We start from the raw sequence: 21,417 nt of genomic DNA, 5'->3' as shown, positions 1-21,417 counted from the left end.
TAATTAGATGTAGGTACTGCTTGAGTGTTCTTGGTCGGCTTGTAGTAGTTTTACAAAGTCAGGGGCTGGTACTGGTTTGCTGAAGTAATAGCCTTGGGCGATGTTGCATTTTAGTAGGGCCAGTAGATCAAGCTGGTCTGCGGTTTCTACGCCTTCAGCGACCACGCTTAATCCCATGCCGTGAGCCATATTGATTGCGGCTTTTACTAAGCCTAAATCTCGTTCATTGCTCACAATGTCACTGATGAAGGCGCGATCGATTTTTAATACATCAAATGGGTATTGCCGTAAGTAGCTGAGTGATGCGTAACCAGTGCCAAAGTCATCCATTGCAATCGAGAAACCTAGTTGATGCATCTCAAACAGGAGTTGATGTACTTGAGTTTCTCCAGACAGTAATACGCCTTCGGTGATTTCGAGCTCTATGTGCCCAGAAGATACCCCATACTGCACACAGTAGCGCTTCAGCTTCTTTACCAAAGCTGCATCTCGAAACTGACGGGGAGATAGGTTAAGTGCCATGCTTAGCTGGTTACCATGCTGGCGCTGCCAGTTCGCTAACGTCTTGACTGATTGCTCCATCACGAACTCGCCAATGCTCATGATCAAACCCGTTTGTTCTGCAATAGGAATAAATTCCATTGGGCTGACAAAACCAAGCTTTGGGCTATTCCAGCGCAGCAATGCTTCTGCACTACTGATACGTCCAGAGATAATCTCTATTTTAGGCTGGAAGGCTAGGCTAAATTCACCACGCTGTAGCGCCCCTTCCATTTGCTGCTCTACTTCAATTCGGCGCTCCAGCTCAGTATTCATATTTTCGGTAAAGAAAGTATAAGTATCTCTGCCGAGATCTTTCGCGTGGTACATGGCGGTATCAGCACTTCTTAATAACTCTGTTGCACTTTTCCCTGCCGTTGGAGCGACTGCGAGCCCCATACTTATACTCACCTTCATATCTCTATTTCTGACCATGAATGAAGGTTTCATGACATCCATGATCCGCAGTGCGAGGTTTTCAAACTCAGATTCGCAAGCTTTACCATGAACCAACACCGCAAACTCATCTCCGCCCAGTCGGCCCAGTATCTCCCCTGTGCCTAATACCCGCTTAAGGCGAGCAGTCACATCCAATAATAACTGGTCTCCGTACTCGTGCCCTCCACTATCATTGATCCTTTTAAAGTCATCGATATCGAGAAGCGCAACGCCCACCAATTCACCTTTAGACTCTATCTCTTCAAGCATGGATTGCAGTTGATTTAATATATGGATTCTATTAGGGAGGTGGGTCAGCAAGTCATAGTGAGCGTTAAACAGCATTTGCTTTTCAGCTTCTTTACGCTCGGTAATATCCTGCACCAAAATAAACGCTTGGAGGTGAGACTCATAGGAGATCGGGGTGAAGTGTAGCTCCACCGTGCGTATCTCCTTATTAGCGCAATGATGTACTTGTTGAATCGTGTAGTTGCTCTCCAATAACGGCAACGGTTTATTCGACAACTTTGCCATGGATTGTTCTACTTGCAGCCCCGCAAGCGTCTTTCTGCGCATGTGTTGCGTAGTGTAACCATAGAAATCACATGCCGCTTTATTAGCGTCGATAATCTCTTGCGTGTCAGGATCAACTAACAGCATTACGCAGTTATTGCTTTCAAAAAAGGAACGAAATCTTGCTTCTGTCGATTGAAGTTTTCGGGTTCTTTCCTGAACCGTATCTTCAAGGCTTTCTTCAATAGAACGTCGCAAGGTCACTTCACTCGCCAAGCGTTTTATCCAATACAAAAACAATAGAGCGAGCACCAGTGTGGCCATGCCTAATTGAGCCAACAAGGTGTAATCTGTTTGCTGCTCAAATCTCACGGAACGCCAACTATTGTATATTTGCTGCTTTTCATGCTCAGGAATGGCAATGAGTGCTTTATTGAGAATACTGGTCAGTATCGGCATTCCCTTCCGCACGCCAATCCCGTATTCATTTTCAAGATCCAGCTTGCCGACATCCTGAATAGAATCGATGGCCCCTTTAGATATGTAGTAGGCGGTAGAAACGCCGTTTCCAGCATAGTAGTCAGCATGTCCGTTAAGCACCGCTTGCAACCCGTCAGTCACGGAATCTACATGGATCAATTGCAACGTTGGAACTTGCTCTCGAAGCTGTTCAACAATCGCATAGTTGTCCAACACCGCAACCCTAGCCATCACAGGGATCTCAGAAACTTGATTTATGTAGCTCAGCGGCATCCCAACTTTTGAGAACAAATGTACGGGCACATTGAGGTAAGAGTGAGTGAAATCAAGGTACTGCAGGCGACTTTCCAGCTTGACCAGCGCAGGGATGATATCGATTTCTGAGTCGGCATTGGGTTGTAACAAATCACTGAAGCGAGAACCCTCTACAGGTTCAAACTTAACCCCAAGTAACTCACTTATTCTGTCCATATAGGAGACAGACAGCCCCAAATACTCACCGTTTTTATCTTGATAGGCAAAGGGAGCCCAATGTTTCTCATAGGTCACTTTGATAGTAGGGTTCGCTCTAAGCCAAGCACGCTCAGTACTGGTTAATGCAAGATCTAAACGAGAGACTGGATCCATATCCCGCAACCAAAGAGCTCGAAGGTCCTGCCATTTGGAATGGCTCATCGAACCAAGAACTTTGTTAATCGCAGACAATAGCAGTGGTTGGTCAGCCCTAACACCAATATAGAATTCCAAATACCCCATCTCAGACTCAGGTAACCACCCAGATATAGATAAGTCACTGATCATACCGTTACGCAAAAAATAGCCTGCATGAATCGCATTATCGATATAAAAATCCGCCTCTCCACGGCGTACCAAGTCGATCGCTTGACCGATATCGTCCACCAATAGAGCCCGTAAATGAGGATACTTTTCGCGAATGGTAATAGTTTGGGCAAACTCCTTAACGAGCACCAAGGTATGACCATTAAAATCTGCCATGGACTTAATTGGTGGCTCACCACTGCGCCCGAGAGCAACGTACTTGGTATGCATGATTGGCATGCTTCGTTCTAGCTGAAGCTCTGGGTGTTCAAACGATGAAAAATTAGCCAAAATATCTGCCCGCCCAGCCATAAAGTCTTTGAGGCTCTGCGCATAGGTGGTTGGGTAGTGTTCTAAAGTCAATCCAAGTTGCTCGGCAACGTAGCGCAAAACACCATTTAAGTACCCTTTATACTCTCCTTCTCGCCCAACATAAGACAACGGAGATTCATGTGGGGTCGCTGGTACACTTAAAGGACCGAGTTGGGCGAGAAAGTGCCTTTCTTGCTCAGTGAGCAATTCAAACGCTGGTATTTGCGAAGTGTTATCTTGCTGGATGACGGAAGAAGACAGGGCGACGTCGGTATGGTCAGCTAAAGCTTTTACACTCAAGCTAACCAGCATCAATGCAATGAATAGTTTTATAAACTTAAACATAATGACCGACAACGTACCTAATGAAGAGGAGAAGTAATTACTGCGCAGTGTTCTATGTTAACTTCATATTATTATTAAAAAAGAAATCACTTAGTTCGCCGTATTCTCACTGTGAGACACAACGTATTTATCCGCTAATGTTAAACAACCAATCTTTAAGCTATGCCCACTTACACCGACAACACACAACCAAGCCCACCCCATATTCAAAAAAAGCGCTCAATGCATTGCATCGAGCGCTTTTTTACAGGTATTCGAATCCGGCTATTGCATATTCTTATCAAGCAAACCTGCAGCCACTGCTGGTGCAAGACCAGGAGTCAATGGCAAGCGAGGGATCACCAAGCAATGCATTAAGTGGTAGATATCTTGTTTACCATCCCAAACCACACTGGTACCGGCTTGGTTGTTGACGTCTAGCTCTTGCCACCAAGAGCAGCCTTCATAATCGATAAGGTAGGTTCGGCAGTAATCCCACCAAGTACGATACCACTGCTGGTACTTCTCATCACCTGTAACCTCATACAGGGCGTAAGCCGTACCAATCGCTTCTACTGGTGCCCAACGAATACGCTCACGCACGACAGGTTTGCCATCCCAATCCACGGAATAGACAAAGCCCGGAGCGCCATCCACTGCCCATGCATCACGGACAGTCGCATCGAATAGACCTACCGCATCTTCAAGTAACCATTCTGGAGCTTCTTCACCAATTTCAAGTAAGGTGGCACGTAAGTGACAGATCAAACGACCCCACTCAATCCAGTGGCCCGGTGTACCACCATATGCACGGAAGTGACTCGCTGGCGTGTCTTTGTTGTAGTCTGGAAGTGGATTCCAATCTGAGTCGAAGTGTTCATTCACTCGGTAGTTCAAGCCTTTTGCAGTCTTATGCACCATGAACTCAGTGATGTTTAATGCACGATCTAGCCACTTCTTATCTTTGGTTACATCATAAACAATCAAGAATGCTTCAACTGAGTGCATCGCCATGTTACCGCCACGATAAGCCTCAGTTTCCGTCCAAGCTTGATCCCAAGACTCATAACACATCTGTTTCTCTTCGACCCAGAAGTGCTTGTCATATACTGTGATAGCTTCATCAAGCAGTGCTCGAGCTCGTGGGTGGCCCGTGGTCACTGCGCTCGCAGCACCAAGCAAGACAAAAGCGTGTTGATAACCCTGCTTAGAGTTGTCGACAATGCCTTCACCTTCATTATCGATAGTTGCGAACCAGCCACCGTGCTCTTTATCTTTAAGTGGGCCTTCAAGTGCTGTAATACCGTGCTCGACTAAGTCGTAAGCGCCAGGGCGCCCCATCAGGGCTGCAAGCGAGTAACAGTGCAACATGCGTGCTGTGATCCAAAGACGTGTGCCCATCTCTTCACGGATATTGCCGTTGTTGCCAACCCAACCAAACCCATTTGGTACCACTGATTTTCTGCCGAATTCAAAAATTCGGTCTGTTTCAGTCTCTAACCATGAGTTATGAGAGCGGGTGTTAATCCATTTCATAGGGGTTTCCTCGTTATTATTTATTACCGCTGAAATTATCAGCCGTTGATTTTCAATTCTGTTAGATAGCTATCATTTGTGACAGAAACAATCACAAATGGACATTTTTAAACACTAATGCACAACCAATGACCAAAAGGAAGGTATGCACGATCTTGTGATAATCAATTTTGTATTTTTGCAAGAAGTGGTATCCGACCATGCCGCCTGTTAAGCCAACCGCAAACGCAGGCAGAGCCGACACGACATAAGAGATCACATCTTCAGTGATAAGGCCTTCGGTATAGAAACTCACGTTCGCCCCAATCATCTGCAGCATAAAAAAGAATGCCAATGTTGATTTGGTTTGATCCGCTGTCCAAGGCTGCATAGAGGTGTAAGCGATAACTGGAGGCCCAGACTCACCTACGCTCGCCCCTAACACGCCAGATGTGAACCCCGCACCGACAGTGACAGGAATAGAGGTCTTTTGAAACAAAGGCTTAGTCGAGCGCAGTGAATGCAAACTTGAAACAATCAACACGACACCCATGGTGATCAAAATGTAATGAGATGGCATGTTGGCGAGTAGCTTTGCACCCACAAATGAGGCTGGTACAGCACCAGCAAACAAGATCAACCCTGTTCGATGCTGGATGTGCTCTTTCATTTTCCAAACGATGGGCAAAGTCACTAGCCAACCGAAAATACCCGCAATCGGCACAGCGGTTTGGGCCCCAACAATCATTGATAGCAAAGGCACTGAAACCAAAGCTGAACCGAAGCCTGTCAGGCCTTGGGTAAAGCCCGCCAGTGCGATGATCATTGAGACCAGAATTAGGGTGGTATCCATAATGGGTCCTAAAAAGGGGCGGCAGGCCGCCCAAAAGGTTAGTTAAATCCGAAATTATTATTGATGTTTTATTTCACACCGAATCGGTGAAGGGTCTTTTCTTCATAGACTTCACCCGGATTCAAGCGAACACTCGGGAAATGCGCTTGGTTCGGGCTATCAGGGAAGTGCTGAGTTTCCAAACACATGCCTTCTCGTGACTCGTACTTATGCCCGTTACGCCCGTGCCACGGCTTGTTCGATAGCTTGTAACCGTTATAAAACTGGACACCGGGCTGAGTCGTCAGCACCGTCATCGCACGACCACTGACTGGCTCATATAGCTCTGCCGCCAAATGATAGTCCCCTTCTTTCTCTTGCTGGTTGAGAACGAAATTATGGTCATACTCCCCGCAGCCGATCTCTCGAACGACCGTAAAATCAAGATCGCTATTGCGCACACTTTTGATTTCACCCGTTGGGATCAGTTTATCCGTCACTGGTGTATAGAAATCACTATGAAGCTTTAATTGGTGTCCATTCACAGTCCCTGCATCGTGACCAGCCAAGTTGTAGTAACTGTGGTTAACTAGATTGACGACTGTCGGCTTATCCGTGGTTGCCGAAAAGTTGTAGTGCACTTGGTTATGCTCATCCAAACCTATGGTATGAGTCACCGTCAAAGTGCCGCCATACCCCGATTCACCGTCTGGTGAAATGCGGCTCAAATGTAGATAAACCGCGTCGGTACACTCTTCAACGGCGAAGTTCCAAACATATTTGTCAAAACCTTTGCTACCACCGTGTAAGTGCTGTGTCGTTGGTGGCTCATTGGTTTCTAAGCGAAATACCTCACCATCCAACTCATAGCGACCATCTTTGATTCGGTTGGCAAAACGCCCAGCGATGGCACCAAAGAACGGGTGTCCCCCCAGATACTTATCTAGGCTTTCATACCCTAAAACGACATCGGCAAGTTGGCCATTTCGGTCAGGGACTTCAATCGAAGTCACAATGCAGCCATAGTTGGTTACCTTGATCTGCATTCCTTGGGAGTTTTCGATACTAAACAGTTTTACTGGGAGCGGTTGCCCTTCTACTTGCCCCCAATCTTCGATTGAAATCTTCACGAATTCTGCCTCTTCAGTAGGTTATTTGATCTTAGGTTCAAGACCTGAAGTGACTCGAAGCTGCTCAAATACTGATGTCCAGTCCTGACGACCACGGCCTGCTGCGCGAGCAATGCTGTACAGTTCACGAGACGCAGCGCCGCATGGCATTGGCACGTTAACTTGATTCGCCAAATCCAACGCAATTCCCAGATCTTTGTGGGCTAGGTCAACCATGAATGCAGGGCTAAGATCGCCAGCCAGCACTTTGTTTGGCCAAGTCGTCTTGAAGTGACCATTGCCCGCTGGAGTGCCACTCATCACCGCAAGTGCAGTTTCAAAATCCAAACCAATCGCCTCAGATAAGGTTGCCGCTTCTGCCGACAATGCGTTCAATGCAATACTCATGTAGTTATTGACCATCTTGACGCGAATACCTTTACCCGGACCACCAGCATCAATCGTTTCTGAACCCATGCAGTCGAATAATGGCTGAGCTCGCTCAATTTGCTCTTTCGTACCACCGGCCAAAATAAGCAGCTCGCCGCGTACCGCATGATCAGATGTACGGCCAACTGGGGCTTCCATCATGGCGTAGCCTTTTTCTGTCATTTCTGAGACCAGTGCATCGGTTTCAAATGGATGAATCGATGACATGTCGATCACCAACGCATCTTTACTCAACGTCTCTGTGATACCGTTTACACCAAATACGACTTCACGGACCAGTTTTCCGTTTGGAAGCATGGTAATAACAAACTCAGCTTCGCTTGCAGCTTGTGCTGGAGTGCTTGCTGCGTGGGCGCCTTTTTCTACTAACTCATTGACTGCACATTGATTAATGTCGAAAACGCATACCGTGTGACCACCATTGATCAAGGTAGTCGCCATAGGGCTACCCATTTGACCAAGACCGATAAATCCAATAGTTGACATGAAATTGTCCTTTTTTGTGAGCTAACGAAATGTATGTTCACTATAGGCGGACAGAAATTAATAACTATTAGGTTTGTCACATTTTGTTGTTTTTTGTTGATTTGGTTTCGTTATGTGACAGTTCTCTCAGATACCTTTAAAGCGCATCGTATAATGAAATCATCCGAGGTAATGCTGACTCATGCGGCATTGCCAATACCTAACAATATGAGAGTTTCCAAATGTCGATAGCGTGTCTCGGTATTACCGTTCTTGATCGAATTCAAAGAGTTGCCAACCTGCCTACTGCGGGGGGGAAATACGTCGCCACTGATTACTACGAGGTGGGTGGTGGTCCTGCCGCTACGGCAGCGGTTGCTGTGGCAAAACTTGGACATGAGGTTGATTTTATCGGCCGCGTAGGCTGTGATGGTGTTGCCGACACTATGCTCACAGAGCTTGCTGGCTATGGGGTCAACACCGATAGCTGTATCAAAATCACCAATGCCAGTTCCGCATTTTCGGCGATTTTAGTGGACGACGAAGGCGAACGAATGATCATCAACTATCAAGATCCTTCGCTATCTCGAGACATCACCCCGCTTAAGGCGATCAACTTTTCAAATTACCAAGCGGTATTGACCGATGTACGCTGGACAGAAGGAGCGAAATACGCTCTAGAACAAGCGAAACAGTACGGCATTCCATCAGTATTAGATGCAGACCTCACTCCTGAACCAATCGATGATTTGGTCGCACTTGCAGACCACGTTGCTTTCTCTGAACCAGGGCTTGAACGCTTCACTGGTGTCACAGATCCAATTGAAGGACTCAAAATCGCTCAGAAACAGACAAAAGGGAAAGTGTATGTTACTGTGGGCTCCGAAGGTTGCTACTGGTTAGAAGATGGAGAAATTGCTCATCAATCAGGACTTAAGGTCGATGTTGTCGACACCACTGGTGCTGGTGATGTGTTCCATGGAGCATTCGTTGTGGCCGTTGCTGAGCAAATGGCAACACGTGACGCAATTAAGTTTTCAAATACAGTAGCGGCGCTGAAATGTACTAAGCGCGGTGGCAGGGAAGGCATACCGACACGCTCAGTCGTCGATTCACAGATATAAATAGAAATGGAAGTTAGCGGTGACGAATCCAAGACAAGATAAATTATTAAAGCTCGTAATTGATAAAGGCTACTACACGGTTGAAGATCTGGCCGAACAGCTAGACGTATCTACTCAAACGATTCGCCGTGATATTAAGAAGTTAAGTGATGAACGCCTGTTGATCCGTCACCATGGTGGTGCCAGTTCACCTGCGACCAAAACCAACCTCGATTACGAGGTGCGTAAAGTGTCCGAAACATCTGAGAAAAACGCCATTGCAAAACGCATTGCCGAGATGATCCCAGATAATTCAACGGTATTCATCACGATTGGTACAACCATGGAAGTCGTGGCTAGCCATCTGCTCAATAAAAGTAACTTGCAAGTTATCACCAACAGTTTGCGCGTTGCCAATATTTTGCACAGCAACAAAACGTTTGATGTGCTGATCCCAAGTGGCAAGGTAAAAGCGACCAACGGTGGTATTGCAGGGACAGAAGCATTGGATTTTATCGCCAACTTCCGCTTCGACTACTTGGTCACCAGCGCAGGTTCAATGGATGTAGATGGGACATTGCTTGAGTACGATCTCAACGAAACTTTGATCACTCAAAAAGCCATGAGTTCAGCAAGACACGTAATGCTGGCTTTAGACTCAACCAAGTTTATTCCGAAAGGCTCGATTCAACTTGGCCACATTCGTGATGCTAGCTTCTTATTTACCAATGAACCTGTAAGTCCAGAACTTCGAGCAACCGCTGAGAAAGAAGGCGTTAACTTAGAGGTTTGTGAAGGTTAGTTTTAGCAGCGTGTGAAAAACCGCTCTCCCACTTTCCAAGGGGGAGCTGGAGGGGGTTCTGCACAGACCTAAATTCATGCGCAGGACTTAAGCTCCTTTCAGAACCCCTCCCAGCCTCCCCTTGGAAAAGGGGAGGAGCTAAGAGCCTCTGCAAGGTATAGGCAAAGCTTCATGCTAGACCAAATAGAAGACACTAAAAAGAAGTGGGATTTCTTCCAAAAACACCACTGGGTCTCTCCTGATTTCGCCCACACACCCGTGGTCGAATCTTGGGAGCGCAGCAGTAAGCGTTGCAGCGCCTACCATTGGTCGAAACCTCATATCGCCTCTGGGCATACCCTTAGCTCCTTGATGAAGCGTAATCAACGCATCATCGGCTGCGCTACCACGGTTATCGAAGATACCTATGACCAGTTTGGCGACAAACAAGTTATGATGTTTGTCACCGACGATAACGGCTGTGTGCTCCATACTGTTGGTCATCCAAAACTGTTAGAAGAGCTACAGCAGCTCGGCATAAAAACCGGCTGCTTCATCGCCGAAGGTAAAATGGGGACAAATGCCACCAGCATTGCTCTCGAAACACACCAAAGTAGCGAAGTCTTAGCTGCTGAACATTTTAACCGCCACCTTCATCCTTATGTGACTAGCGCTGCCCCAATTTTCGATACGCTCGGTCGTTTGCGAGGCTGTGTCACCATGGTGCGGCCTGCAGAAGATCACTGCCTTGAAAGCACTATTGTTGTCGATGCGTGTGCAAAAGAAGTTTCGCTACAAATCCACATCGATTCTGAACAAGACAACATGCACCGTTTGATGTGCGCACATCAAACCACATTAGAAAACATGGACGATGGTTTGCTCGGTTGGGATACAGACAACCGCATCACAATTGCCAGTCATCAAAACCAGCAACTGCTTGGCCTCAATCCACAAAAAGTATTGGATAGAGATGTATTCAACATCATCCGCTTTCCACCTAACTTGATGGTTAAGATCCAGCAAAGAGAGCGTATTGAGCGTCTTCAAACCACCATTGAAGTGAACAGCGCATTTATCGAAGCAATAGTGACCTATACACCCATGGCGGATGGTAGTTCACTCCTCTTCACTCATCCTCTGGATAAGATCCGCAAACTTGCTCAGCAGCAGGTCGGAAGCAGTGTCAAACACACTTTCGAATCTCTACCTGCTCGCTCACAAAAAATGCAGCGGGTCATCACCATGGCCAAAAGGGCAATAAAATCCAAATCCCCAATCTTGCTTACCGGTGAAGAAGGCGTGGGAAAAAGCACCCTAGCCATGGCAATCCACAGCGAAAGTGAATACCGACAAGGGCCATTTATTAGCCTCAATTGCCGCTCACTCAATAATGAGCAAATGCTTAGAGATACGCTGGGCTACGATGACGACAATGGTCAGCCATCCAAATTTGAACTAGCCCATGACGGCACACTGTATCTTGAAAACTTCGAATATTTGAGCCAAGAGCTTCAAGCGGTATTGCTAAAGTACCTTAAAACTGGCTTGATTAGCCGCCACAATAGCCAGCGCCTTATCCCGGTAAAATTCCAGCTCGTCACCAGCACTAGCGAAGACATCCGTGAGTATGTCGCCCAAGATTATTTTAGCCGTCAACTCTACTATGAGATCTCCTCTAATGAACTTGAAATCTCACCACTTTACCAGCGCAGTGAAGATATAGAGCTCATTATTGAGCAGCTACTCTCCATCTACCAAAAGCGCCACGGAAACAAGGTAGAACTAGGGACAGAAGCCAAAGCGGCTTTACTCAATTACCGCTGGCAAGGCAACAACTCTGAGCTGAAAAACCGCATGGAGAAAATCTTACTCAACCGTAGTAGCAACCTTATCCAACTGATGGATATCCCTAGTGATCTGCTACAAAGTGATGGAGACGCTAACCCGAATGAAGGGCTATCACTGGAAGAGATTGAGAAGCGAGCGATCATTGATGCTTGGGAGCGCTATGATGGGAAAATGCAGGTAATGGCGAAAGTGTTACAAATTGGGCGGACTACGCTTTGGAGGAAGGTTAAGAAGTATGGGTTGGTTGAGGGGTAGATCAACCAACACCCATACATACCTAAGCCTCTTCAACTTTTTCTTGTGCGTCTAATTGAATTCTTGAAAATTGTTGCTCAAGTACAATTATAGACGTCGTAATTTCAGGGTCGCCTAACCTTTCTTCTGCCAACTTGAGGTGAACTAAAGCTTCATCAAAGGACTCTGCATTTCCCGTTCGCTTAAATAACTCTAAGCCAACATCACAATACGTCTTAAGTAAGTGTTTGTTGTTTTTAAACTTTTCTATACCTTTAGCTACTTTTATTCGAGCCATTTCTAATATTGAAACTCGATCCTCGTCTAATATCCCTTTTGTTCGTTCAGATCTAGCCATTAGTAGAAGTGCCTGATACCTAAACATTGCTGAGTCTTGTTTAAAATCATTTTCATATAATCTTATCTCAGTTTCAGCTTTTTCTAGCTCATTAATATCAATTAGATACCGAATAAGTCTATGTCTAGGTATTCTCTCTCCTGGAGCCTTGGAAATCATTTTTCTTAACAGTTTATTTCTTTTTTGTTTATCTGGGAATCTGCTTATCCCACTATCAAAATCGCATAACTGTTTGATTGTTCTAATCTCTACATCATATGTCGGTATTATGCTATCTATTACCCGTTCAAAAAGCTGATAGTATTCAGTTTCATCTTGCATCTTATACTTAGAAATAATATCAGTAATGACAGGGTGACGCCCCTTCCAACCATATATACCTTCTCTGTCACTAATGGTATATTCATGTATTATATCAACTAGATTAGAAATAGATGCAGCGACGGATTGTGCTGGAATCCCTAGAAGCCTAATAACTAGTTGTCTATGAACATTCACTCCTGCGCTTTCCATTGCACTTACCAACCTATATATTTCCCTTAGTTCCGGCTCTAGATCAGCAAACTCTCTCAGAACAATGTCATCAAACTGCTCTGAGGCAAATATGTTTTTCAAACAAACAAATGTATCTGATTCACATTTAGCAGTAAGCCGTCGTTTTCGTTCAGACTTAGAAAAACCAGCAAATGTATTAGCAACTAAAGGTTGTAGTTCCGGATGAGACTCGACAAGATTTAATAAATTTTCAATTTCAACTTCACATAGTTTTCTAACAACAAACTCTTCACCTTTATTAAATACTGTAGGGGATTTTATCCTTGGATACCACTTATTCCTAGTAGATGTCAAAATTACTTTTAAACTATTGTTTCCATCAGCTGATAGCAAATCAGCCAAAGTGTTTATTTCGTTCAAATGTATATGTGCATCATCTACTAGCACAACCCCTTTTTGGTTGTTACTTTCCAAAAGTCTTGCAACACCACGCCACTCATGAGGAAGAAATTGATGGCTACTTTTATGTTCCCAACAATGTAGCCCTTTATTGTGATAGCTCAATAGAACCTGTCTGGCTAACGTGCTCTTCCCCATTCCACTAGGACCTAGAATTGTACACATAAGCACATCGGTTAAGTTAAGAGCATCTTTTATCCTTCGAGATATAGGCCTTTCAAAAGTTAGCCCTGCTTTGATGTCAGAATATGTAGCAGGCCAACCATGAAACATTGCACTTACGTTTTTATCGGTGTTTCTAAGTTGATCTTTTACTGTATATGTTATTGCCTGCAATAGTGGATATCTATCGAATGGATTCCCGGAGCTTGTATATAGCACCTTTTCAGGCTCATTAAACTTATGTAGTTGCGAGAAAAAATCATCGACACTACCGAATGCCACTTTCACCCCCCTTTTCTCTAAAAGTGAAGCTCTATTTTCATCTTTTGTATATAAAATCAAATATATTGTTGCAGGGGAATGTGATTGATTATTTATTTTTATAGCTCTATTTACCAAGTCTTTTATATGAGAATCAGAAAGTGAATAGCCAATTATAACTAAACTACTTGAACTCATATCGAACTTAAAAGCATCCCATAATGCATCCCTATAATCACTTGTATGGTCATAATCAGTTTCAGATATGATAATTCTGCTTTGGTGACCATCAGAGATATCCTTATCAATCGTCCCATGAAGCTTATATAACTTTGTAACTTCAGGGTGGGTTTGTTCTGCAAAATCGTAATTTGTACTTAATACTGGTAATGGTATTTCTTTTTTTGAATATGCTTGCTCAATAAATGTATCATAATTTGTTGTGTATATATTTTTCCACTTATATAAAGGCAAGTTTAACATAGCCCCCGTAACACGCTGCCGCTCAAACATAGGCCGCAGAAAGCTAATAAGTTCCTTACGTGAAGTTTTATCCTCAGCCAAACTAGATAGCTCAGTTAAACTATATCCGTCAGTATCTAAATTGAATTTTCTTCCTATCTCAGAAATCAAGCCTGAAACACTTGGGGCTCCTGAGGGAATTGAAGATCCAGCTCCAAAAAAAAGTACTGTTTTTGACGGTTCGATACTGTCTACAACTGATTCCAACGAAATACTCATACCAATTATGACCTAGTAAATAAATGCAATCTCAACATTATGCACATAGGCACCTAAAGTTTGGAATCTGGTTTCGTGTTAGTAGACTCTTATCACACAGAAACCTTCTTTTATAAAATACAAATGAAGGTTGGCTTTAATTGCCCAGCGAGTTAAGGCATGATTAGCTAATCACTCCTTAGTTAACAAGTACCTAGTACTCCGCCCACCACCAGACTTAACCAAACATCCCATCTCAACCAGCGAAGCCAAGTGCCTAGTAGCAGTCGGCTTACTGACCTTAGCAACCTTGTGATACTGAGTAGCATTAATCCCTTGCTCAAAATCCCCATCAAGCATTCGATTAAGCACTTTAACTTGCTCTGCTGCCAATTTGGTTTGATCAACATTACGCCAGAAATTGGTTTTAAAGATCGTCTGGTCGATCTCCTTAAGCACCTCAGCAAAGGTCTCGTTCAAGGTATTAAAGAACCATACAAGCCATTGGGTGATATCCAAACCACCTTTCTGTGTCTGTTCTAGTATCTCGTAATAGGCTTTGCGGTTGGCAAGAATCCCAACTGACATGGCGTAGAAGCGCACTGACTGCTGCTCGGCTTGGGCTAAAGCTAGATCAGTTAATAAACGAGTAATCCGCCCATTACCATCATCTAACGGGTGAAGTGTGATAAACCAAAGATGCGTGATGGCAGCTCGTAATAGCGGATCTAGCGATACATCGCTTTGGGATGCATTAAACCATTCAACTAATGTTTGAAGCTCACGATCCAGCACATCTCGGCTAGGGGCTTCAAAGTGTACCGTTGGTCGGTCAATTCGGCCGGAAACTACCTGCATGGGTTCATTACCTCGTAGCTGACCACCGATCACAGGGTTGAACATAGTGTAGCCTTCAGGGAAGAGTCGCTTATGCCAGTGTAAGATACGATCTAGGGTTAGAGGTGACTCTAAGTTCTCAACGGCATCCAGCATGATTTCTGCAAGGCCATCGGTTTGATCTGTAGTTGGGAAAGGTCTTTCTTCACAAACACCTAGTTTATTCGCAAGCGAGGAGCGAACGGAAAATGCATTCAGCTTTTCACCCTCGATTGCACTAGAGTGAACAATGTTTGCAAGCAAGGTATCAAGCATACTTTGCTTTTGATCTGTGGGCTGACTGGTCATTTTGCCCAATAGCACGCCCTGGTTGAGACGAGTCTCCCTAACCAACGGTTCTATAACGTTTTTGTCCCACGTAAAGTGAGGCCACTCTTGCTGTTGCCAGACCCACATAACGGTACCTATGATGCGAATAACCACCTAATCTAATCATATTATGATTAGATTAGGTGGTTATTCAAATCATTATGTGATTAGATTGGCTCTATCTTTCGCATCATATCGGCTAGCAACTACAATATTGGCACAACCACAGGAGATAGGTATGCCCTCATCAAACCCCGAATCGAACACTGATAAGGAAAGTGGACTCTCAGAAGAAGCCAAGATGAGACTCGTAAAAGCTCGCTTTGAACAAGCAGAAGAAGATATTAGAAGCGGTAACCTTGTAGATGGCGAAGAGTTCTTACGAGAACTCGATGAACTGGATCAAAAAAGGCCAGCCGACAACTAGCCCGACTGACCTATATTCATTAAAAATTAAAACTTACAACTCCCGAATCGTAGCCTTCAACTTAGGCAACAAGCTTCCACTTGCACTGAACTTAGTCAGCCCAAAATCAAGCAGTTGCGAAGTCGCTTTAGTATCACCCGCCATCTCACCACACATACTCACTGGGATACCTGCTTTCTGGCCTGCTTCACAGGTGAGTTCGATGGCTTTTAGTACCGCTTCATCAAAGTAATCCACTAGGTGTGCTACTTCTGTATTACCACGGTCAGCAGCCATCACATATTGAGTCAGGTCGTTGGTGCCGATAGAGAAGAAGTCGACATGCAGTGCGAGGGCATCGGCGTTTAGCACCGCAGCTGGCACTTCAATCATGATGCCTAGCTTCATTGCTGATGCATCAAGACCTAACTGCTCGGCTTGCTCTGCCACCAGCGCTTTCACCTGACGTACTTCCTCAACCGTTGCGATCATCGGGATCATTAGCTGGATGTTGTTACATTCAGCGTGCGCTCGCAATACGGCTCGGATTTGGTCGATAAACAGCTTCTGATGCGCAAGACATAGACGCACACCACGTAAACCTAGGAATGGGTTCTCTTCCTCTGGCATTGGGTAAGCTGCTAGTGGTTTATCACCGCCAACATCTAGGCTTCGGATAGTTAAAGGTTTGCCTTCTAGGCGTGTGGCAATATCTAGGTAAACTTCGTATTGGTCTTGCTCGCTTGGTAGTTCAGCGCTGTCTTGGAATAGGAATTCCGTTCTAAACAGGCCAACACCATCACAGCCATTTTCAAGTGCCGAAGCCACATCATTAGGGCCACCGATATTAGCTAGGACTTGCACCTCAACACCGCTTTGAGTGACTGCGCTTTCCATCGCAGCTTGTTGGCAGGCTTGGGTTTCTGCAATCCACTGCTCACGTTTTTGTGCTAGCTCTAGCGCTTTCTCTTCGCTTGGCTCTATCCAGATTACGCCCTGCTCGCCATCAACGGTGATCACTTGCTGGTCGGTAATTTGATCAAGGCAACCTTTAGCTTTTACAATCGCTGGGATACCCATTGCTCGGGCAATGATGGCACTATGGGACGTTTTACCACCTTCGCTTAGACAGATAGCAAGTACCTTAGATTTATCAAGACCAGCCACATCCGATGGCATTAGATCTCTTGCTAGCACAATGGAAGGTTCATTGAATTCAACACCAGATGATTTCTCACCAACCAACACCTGCATTACCTGCTTAGCAATATCCCAAACATCGGCTTCACGCTCTTGCATGTATTGGCTTTGGGCATTGCGGTAATCTTCGGCAAGTTTGCCCATGGTATTTAGCCATGCTTGCTCGGCGATCTGTTGGTTTTCCACTTCGGCTAATAGGCCATGCCATAGCTCTGGATCGGTTAGCATCAGCAGATGCGCTTGGAATACTTCACCACTTGGTGCTTTCGCCTGCTGGCTTAGAGCAGCTTTGACTTCATCCATCGCTGCACTTAGACGACCACTCTCAGCTTCAAAGCCTTGGTAATCACGCCGTGGCACCTCTGGCATACGGCTTTCAAACTTAACCGCAGGTGCTTTCACTACCCCTTGGCTAACAGCAATACCGACAATAGCACCTGCGATCTCTTGCTGAGCTGATGGCTGTTCAGTTTCTGACTCTTGGTCAGCACCATTGGCGACCAGCTCCGCCTCACCAAAGTGCTGATCACAAAGTGATTGGATTGCTTTAATCGCTAGCTCAGACTCTTCGCCTTCAACGGCAAATGTAATCTCATCGCCTTTTACAGCGCCGAGTTTAGCAATGCTATTTAGGCTGGTTGCACTGGCCGATTGTTCGCCTTTTTTCAGCCATATATTAGCTTGAAGGCTTGCTAATGCGGATACAATAGTCGCCGCCGGGCGTGCGTGAATACCGTGAGGGTTCTGCACTGTCCATGTATAGGTGACTGCCGTAGCGCTTGGCTCATCAGCACTTACTGATGCTGCTGGCGCTTGTGGCTCACCATCACCTAGGTGTTCACGTTTTGCTTCCAAAGCTCGGTTCGCTTCTTCCACGATAGTAGCCATAGGTAAGTTAGCACTTGCTGCGACGGAAGCCGCCAGTGTACCTTCTACCAGTGGTGCGGAGATCAGGGTGACTTTCTCACGCAGCTCATCATCGATAAGCTCTAATGCCATCTCGGTGCTCAGTAGCGCACTACCCAGATCCATCAAGATCAACACACCTTGATCGTCACACACTTCCTCAATGGCCATCATAACCGCCATGGCGTCCGTGCCAATAGGGTTATCAGGATCATCTATGCCCGCTGCAACGGCTAAACGCACTTTGCCTTGCGTCATTTGGGTGGCAAGCTCTGCCACCCCTAACGCGAGTTGTCGGCTGTGCGATACAACTACAATACCCGCCATTGCTTACGCTCCTACTACCGATTGGCGTAGTGCCTTCACCATCATTAGAGAGGAGGTTGCACCAGGATCTTGGTGGCCAATACTGCGCTCACCTAGGTAACTTGCACGGCCTTTCTTCGCTTGCATTTCAATGGTCGCAACTGCACTTTTCTCAGCCGTTTCAACCATAGTGTTTAGCAAATCTTCACCTTGAGCACCTTTGCCTATGGCTTCTTTGGCACTTTCTAGTACTGGTAGCCAAACGTCACACATGGTTTTGTCACCCTGCTCTGCTTTACCGCGAGAGATAACACCATCAACACCGCCTTTTAGCACATCGATAAGCTCTTCATAACTTAACTGCTCACGGCTGCCCACTGCCGCTGCGCTGCGGATAAACAAGGTGCCGTATAACGGACCACTAGCACCACCCACACTTGAAAGCAGTGTCATACCTGTGTTTTTCAGGATGGTAGATATGTTCTGTTCAGCCACTTTTGGCAGATTCTCAGCGACTTTCTTAAAGCCGCGGTTCATGTTTAGACCGTGATCGGCATCGCCGATATCGCGGTCAAGATCAGTCAAGAAGTCTTGCTGCTCTTGATACGTTTGTGCGCACAGCTCAAGCCAGTTAATGATGTGTTTCTTTTCAATTTGCATTTTCGTGTTCCTTACCAAGTCATTGCTGCTGTGTTTACTGGTGCGTCAAATAGCTCTAGCATCTCTTCATCCGCTTGTAGCAGCGTGATTGAGAAGCCTTGCATATCAAGTGAAGTACAGTAGTTGCCTACCATGTTACGTGCGATCTTGTAGCCTGCTTTTTCGCAGTTCTCTGCTAGGCGACGGTATGCTCCGTATAGCTCGCCTTCAGGAGTCGCACCTAGGCCGTTGACTAATACGATGTACTCTTTATCTGCTTCGAAGTTTTTAACCGTTGATTCTTCTTCACGCCAATCGCCTTCTTCACGATCCCAGATACGTAGTACACGGCTGTAGGCTGCGTTTTCAGAAAGCTCAACGAACATCTTGTCTACTAGGCTATCAGCATCTTCGTAAGTGATACGTTCGATACCTGGTTCACCGTGGATACCCACACCAAACTCTATCTCGTTGTCTGCCAGAGTGAATGATGGCTTGCCAGCTGCTGGTACGGTACACGCTTCTAGTGCGATACCGAATGAGCGGCAGTTGTTATTGATACGACGTGCTAGCTCTTCACATTTTTCTAGGCTGTAACCTTTTTCAGCCGCTGCACCAACGATTTTCTCAGCCAGAACCGTACCCGCTACGCCACGGCGACCTGCAGTGTATAGGCTGTCTTTTACTGCAACGTCATCATCAATAAGTACTGAACCAACGGCTACGCCATCTGCGTGTAGTAATTCCACCGCTGTTTCGAAGTTAAGAACATCACCGGTGTAGTTCTTGATGAAGAAGAGTACGCCTTCTCCGCTGTTTACTTTTTGGCCGCACTCGTACATTTGATCCGGCGTTGGAGAGGTAAAAACCTCACCTGGACAGGCGCCAGTAAGCATACCTTTGCCCACAAAGCCTGCGTGCAAAGGCTCGTGACCACTGCCGCCACCAGAAACCAACGCCACTTTGCCTTGTGATGCATCATGCCAGATAAAGCGAGGTTCATAGTTTGCTTTTAGCTCGCTGCGAGAAGCCACTAGGCCTTCCATTTGCTCTTTCACGATGTCGTCGATTTGGTTGATGATTTTTTTCATTGTAGGGATCTCTTAATAATTTTGATTCAGTTATTGGATTCGTTTTCTCGGGTTTAAATTCATCTTAGAGAGCCAAATCATCGAGACAAAAAAAAATCTTACGTTCCATTTTGAAACGCTTTTGAACCCTCAAGTGTCCCATTTTGAAACGTCAGATTTTCGAAAATCGCCAAAAAGTGATCAGGGCGACAAATCCGTTTTGGCAGGCAAACTTCTCGCTTAATAATTGGTGTTTCCTTCATAGTTTCGACCTTCAAATCGAGCCATTTATTAGCTTTCTAGGGTGAGAGTTTTAGGATGAATCCAACAACTACTACACATTAAAAATAACGAAACAAAAGGTCTGAGAACATCATGGATAAAATCATTATTAGCCCAAGCAAATACGTACAAGGTGAAGGCGTTATCGGCAACATCGCAGGTTATGTAAAAGCCCTTGGCGGCAATGCATTTGCCATTGCAGATGAGTTTGTAACTGGCTTAGTTGGCGACACGCTTGCGACCAGTTTTGCTGCTGAAGAGATGCCTCTTGCAACAGACATCTTTAACGGTGAATGTTCGCGTGAAGAGATCGACCGCCTAACGGACATCTGCGCTACGCAAAAATATGACGTCATTATTGGTGTAGGTGGTGGTAAAACTCTAGACACCGCAAAATCTGTGGCTTACTACACCAAAATCCCTGTAGTTGTCGTTCCTACCATTGCATCTACTGATGCACCAACCAGTGCTCTAGCCGTGATTTACACCCCAGAAGGTGAGTTCAGCGAGTATCTATTGTTCCCAACCAACCCAGATATGGTGGTGATGGACACAGGCGTTATTGCAAAAGCACCTGTTCGCCTACTGGTTGCAGGTATGGGTGATGCACTATCTACTTACTTTGAAGCTCGTGCCAACATGACATCTGGCAAGGCGACGATGGCAGGTGGTGCACCAACTCGTTCAGCTCAAGCACTAGCGAAACTATGTTATGAAACTCTATTGGCTGATGGCCTAAAAGCGAAAACCGCAGTTGAGCAAGGCGTATGTACTACTGCGGTAGAAAACATCATCGAAGCCAACACTTACCTAAGCGGCATTGGTTTTGAAAGTAGTGGTCTGGCAGCAGCGCACGCTATCCATAATGGTCTAACCAAACTGGAAGAGTGTCACCACCTATACCACGGTGAAAAAGTCGCATTCGGTACGCTTGTTCAATTGGTGCTTGAAAATGCTCCGATGGAAGAGATCCGCACGGTGATCAATTTCTGCCGTGAGGTTGGCCTGCCGACTAACCTGTTCGAAATGGGCGTGAAAGAGCTTAACCTAGACAAGCTAATGGAAGTGGCTGAAGGCGCAACTGCCGAAGGTGAAACTATCCATAACATGCCATTTGAAGTGACTGCACAAAGCGTTTACGCAGCGATTCTAACGGCGCACAACTTAGGCGCATAACCCAC

Annotated in this window: 15 protein-coding genes; 5 read left to right on the top strand and 10 right to left on the bottom strand. The window is 45.6% G+C overall.

The genetic code is table 11. The features are described from left to right. Positions 1–3 precede the first annotated feature (3 nt). From J4N39_RS16190 to yihU, 5 genes are all read right to left on the bottom strand, one after another. Positions 4–3,447, bottom strand: a complete 3,444-nt coding sequence (locus J4N39_RS16190) for an EAL domain-containing protein (protein WP_252025825.1) — start codon at positions 3,445–3,447, stop codon at positions 4–6. Positions 3,448–3,711: 264 nt separating this feature from the next. Beyond that, positions 3,712–4,962 carry an AGE family epimerase/isomerase gene (locus tag J4N39_RS16185; protein WP_252025823.1) on the bottom strand — a complete coding sequence of 417 codons (1,251 nt, stop codon included), beginning with the start codon at positions 4,960–4,962 and terminating at the stop codon, positions 3,712–3,714. Between the two features lie 91 nt (positions 4,963–5,053). Next, positions 5,054–5,794: a sulfite exporter TauE/SafE family protein gene (locus J4N39_RS16180; protein ID WP_252025821.1), complete on the bottom strand. Its 741-nt coding sequence runs from the start codon at positions 5,792–5,794 to the stop codon at positions 5,054–5,056. Between the two features lie 68 nt (positions 5,795–5,862). Next, on the bottom strand, positions 5,863–6,903 hold the full coding sequence (locus J4N39_RS16175; protein ID WP_252025819.1) for an aldose epimerase family protein: 1,041 nt from the start codon (positions 6,901–6,903) through the stop codon (positions 5,863–5,865). A gap of 21 nt (positions 6,904–6,924) precedes the next feature. Continuing rightward, positions 6,925–7,818, bottom strand: coding sequence for a sulfolactaldehyde 3-reductase (gene yihU / locus J4N39_RS16170; RefSeq protein WP_252025817.1), 894 nt, complete (start codon positions 7,816–7,818; stop codon positions 6,925–6,927). Between the two features lie 221 nt (positions 7,819–8,039). Here yihU and J4N39_RS16165 point away from each other — a divergent pair, with 221 nt between their 5' ends. The 3 genes from J4N39_RS16165 to dhaR all read left to right on the top strand — a co-directional run bounded on the left by J4N39_RS16165 (position 8,040) and on the right by dhaR (position 11,787). After that, positions 8,040–8,921 (top strand): PfkB family carbohydrate kinase, encoded by an 882-nt coding sequence (locus tag J4N39_RS16165; protein WP_252025815.1) that lies wholly within the window; start codon positions 8,040–8,042, stop codon positions 8,919–8,921. A gap of 19 nt (positions 8,922–8,940) precedes the next feature. Continuing rightward, on the top strand, positions 8,941–9,702 hold the full coding sequence (locus J4N39_RS16160; protein ID WP_252025813.1) for a DeoR/GlpR family DNA-binding transcription regulator: 762 nt from the start codon (positions 8,941–8,943) through the stop codon (positions 9,700–9,702). Between the two features lie 171 nt (positions 9,703–9,873). Further along, entirely contained in the window at positions 9,874–11,787 is a 1,914-nt protein-coding gene (dhaR, locus tag J4N39_RS16155) for a dihydroxyacetone kinase operon transcriptional regulator DhaR (RefSeq protein ID WP_252025811.1), read from the top strand. 22 nt (positions 11,788–11,809) lie between these two features. On the opposite strand, the gene J4N39_RS16150 is transcribed toward dhaR, so the two are convergent. Continuing rightward, a complete protein-coding gene (locus J4N39_RS16150) occupies positions 11,810–14,242 on the bottom strand; it encodes an SIR2 family NAD-dependent protein deacylase (RefSeq protein ID WP_252025809.1) in 2,433 nt (810 codons plus the stop codon). A 171-nt stretch (positions 14,243–14,413) separates the two neighbouring features. Beyond that, positions 14,414–15,514 (bottom strand): Fic family protein, encoded by a 1,101-nt coding sequence (locus J4N39_RS16145; RefSeq protein ID WP_252025807.1) that lies wholly within the window; start codon positions 15,512–15,514, stop codon positions 14,414–14,416. Between the two features lie 151 nt (positions 15,515–15,665). Between J4N39_RS16145 and J4N39_RS16140 the strand changes: the two genes are divergently transcribed. Then, complete coding sequence (locus J4N39_RS16140) at positions 15,666–15,854, top strand: hypothetical protein (protein ID WP_252025805.1); 189 nt, start codon at positions 15,666–15,668, stop codon at positions 15,852–15,854. 33 nt (positions 15,855–15,887) lie between these two features. Here the strand turns inward: J4N39_RS16140 and ptsP are convergent, their stop codons facing one another. The 3 genes from ptsP to dhaK are packed head-to-tail and all read right to left on the bottom strand — an operon-like array spanning position 15,888 to position 19,975. Further along, a complete protein-coding gene (gene ptsP, locus J4N39_RS16135; protein WP_252025803.1) occupies positions 15,888–18,266 on the bottom strand; it encodes a phosphoenolpyruvate--protein phosphotransferase in 2,379 nt (792 codons plus the stop codon). 3 nt (positions 18,267–18,269) lie between these two features. Beyond that, the gene (gene dhaL / locus J4N39_RS16130; protein ID WP_252025801.1) at positions 18,270–18,905 is read right to left on the bottom strand and encodes a dihydroxyacetone kinase subunit DhaL; all 636 of its coding nucleotides are present in this window, start codon (positions 18,903–18,905) and stop codon (positions 18,270–18,272) included. A gap of 11 nt (positions 18,906–18,916) precedes the next feature. Then, the gene (gene dhaK / locus J4N39_RS16125; RefSeq protein WP_252025799.1) at positions 18,917–19,975 is read right to left on the bottom strand and encodes a dihydroxyacetone kinase subunit DhaK; all 1,059 of its coding nucleotides are present in this window, start codon (positions 19,973–19,975) and stop codon (positions 18,917–18,919) included. Positions 19,976–20,329: 354 nt separating this feature from the next. Here dhaK and J4N39_RS16120 point away from each other — a divergent pair, with 354 nt between their 5' ends. Next, positions 20,330–21,412 (top strand): glycerol dehydrogenase, encoded by a 1,083-nt coding sequence (locus J4N39_RS16120; RefSeq protein WP_252025797.1) that lies wholly within the window; start codon positions 20,330–20,332, stop codon positions 21,410–21,412. Positions 21,413–21,417: the final 5 nt, after the last annotated feature.

The organism is Vibrio sp. SCSIO 43136 (genome assembly GCF_023716565.1).
Lineage (GTDB): Bacteria > Pseudomonadota > Gammaproteobacteria > Enterobacterales > Vibrionaceae > Vibrio.
The sequence above is the reverse complement of the archived record's forward strand: the minus strand, read 5'-3'. Positions and strand labels throughout refer to the sequence as shown.

Excerpts from the sequence above, each read along its gene's own strand:
- J4N39_RS16190 (WP_252025825.1), bottom strand. The coding sequence starts at position 3,447 with ATGTTTAAGTTTATAAAACTATTCATTGCATTGATGCTGGTTAGCTTG.
- J4N39_RS16185 (WP_252025823.1), bottom strand. The coding sequence starts at position 4,962 with ATGAAATGGATTAACACCCGCTCTCATAACTCATGGTTAGAGACTGAA.
- J4N39_RS16180 (WP_252025821.1), bottom strand. The coding sequence starts at position 5,794 with ATGGATACCACCCTAATTCTGGTCTCAATGATCATCGCACTGGCGGGC.
- yihU (WP_252025817.1), bottom strand. The coding sequence starts at position 7,818 with ATGTCAACTATTGGATTTATCGGTCTTGGTCAAATGGGTAGCCCTATG.
- J4N39_RS16165 (WP_252025815.1), top strand. The coding sequence starts at position 8,040 with ATGTCGATAGCGTGTCTCGGTATTACCGTTCTTGATCGAATTCAAAGA.
- dhaR (WP_252025811.1), top strand. The coding sequence starts at position 9,874 with ATGCTAGACCAAATAGAAGACACTAAAAAGAAGTGGGATTTCTTCCAA.
- J4N39_RS16150 (WP_252025809.1), bottom strand. The coding sequence starts at position 14,242 with ATGAGTATTTCGTTGGAATCAGTTGTAGACAGTATCGAACCGTCAAAA.
- J4N39_RS16145 (WP_252025807.1), bottom strand. The coding sequence starts at position 15,514 with ATGTGGGTCTGGCAACAGCAAGAGTGGCCTCACTTTACGTGGGACAAA.
- J4N39_RS16140 (WP_252025805.1), top strand. The coding sequence starts at position 15,666 with ATGCCCTCATCAAACCCCGAATCGAACACTGATAAGGAAAGTGGACTC.
- ptsP (WP_252025803.1), bottom strand. The coding sequence starts at position 18,266 with ATGGCGGGTATTGTAGTTGTATCGCACAGCCGACAACTCGCGTTAGGG.
- dhaL (WP_252025801.1), bottom strand. The coding sequence starts at position 18,905 with ATGCAAATTGAAAAGAAACACATCATTAACTGGCTTGAGCTGTGCGCA.
- dhaK (WP_252025799.1), bottom strand. The coding sequence starts at position 19,975 with ATGAAAAAAATCATCAACCAAATCGACGACATCGTGAAAGAGCAAATG.
- J4N39_RS16120 (WP_252025797.1), top strand. The coding sequence starts at position 20,330 with ATGGATAAAATCATTATTAGCCCAAGCAAATACGTACAAGGTGAAGGC.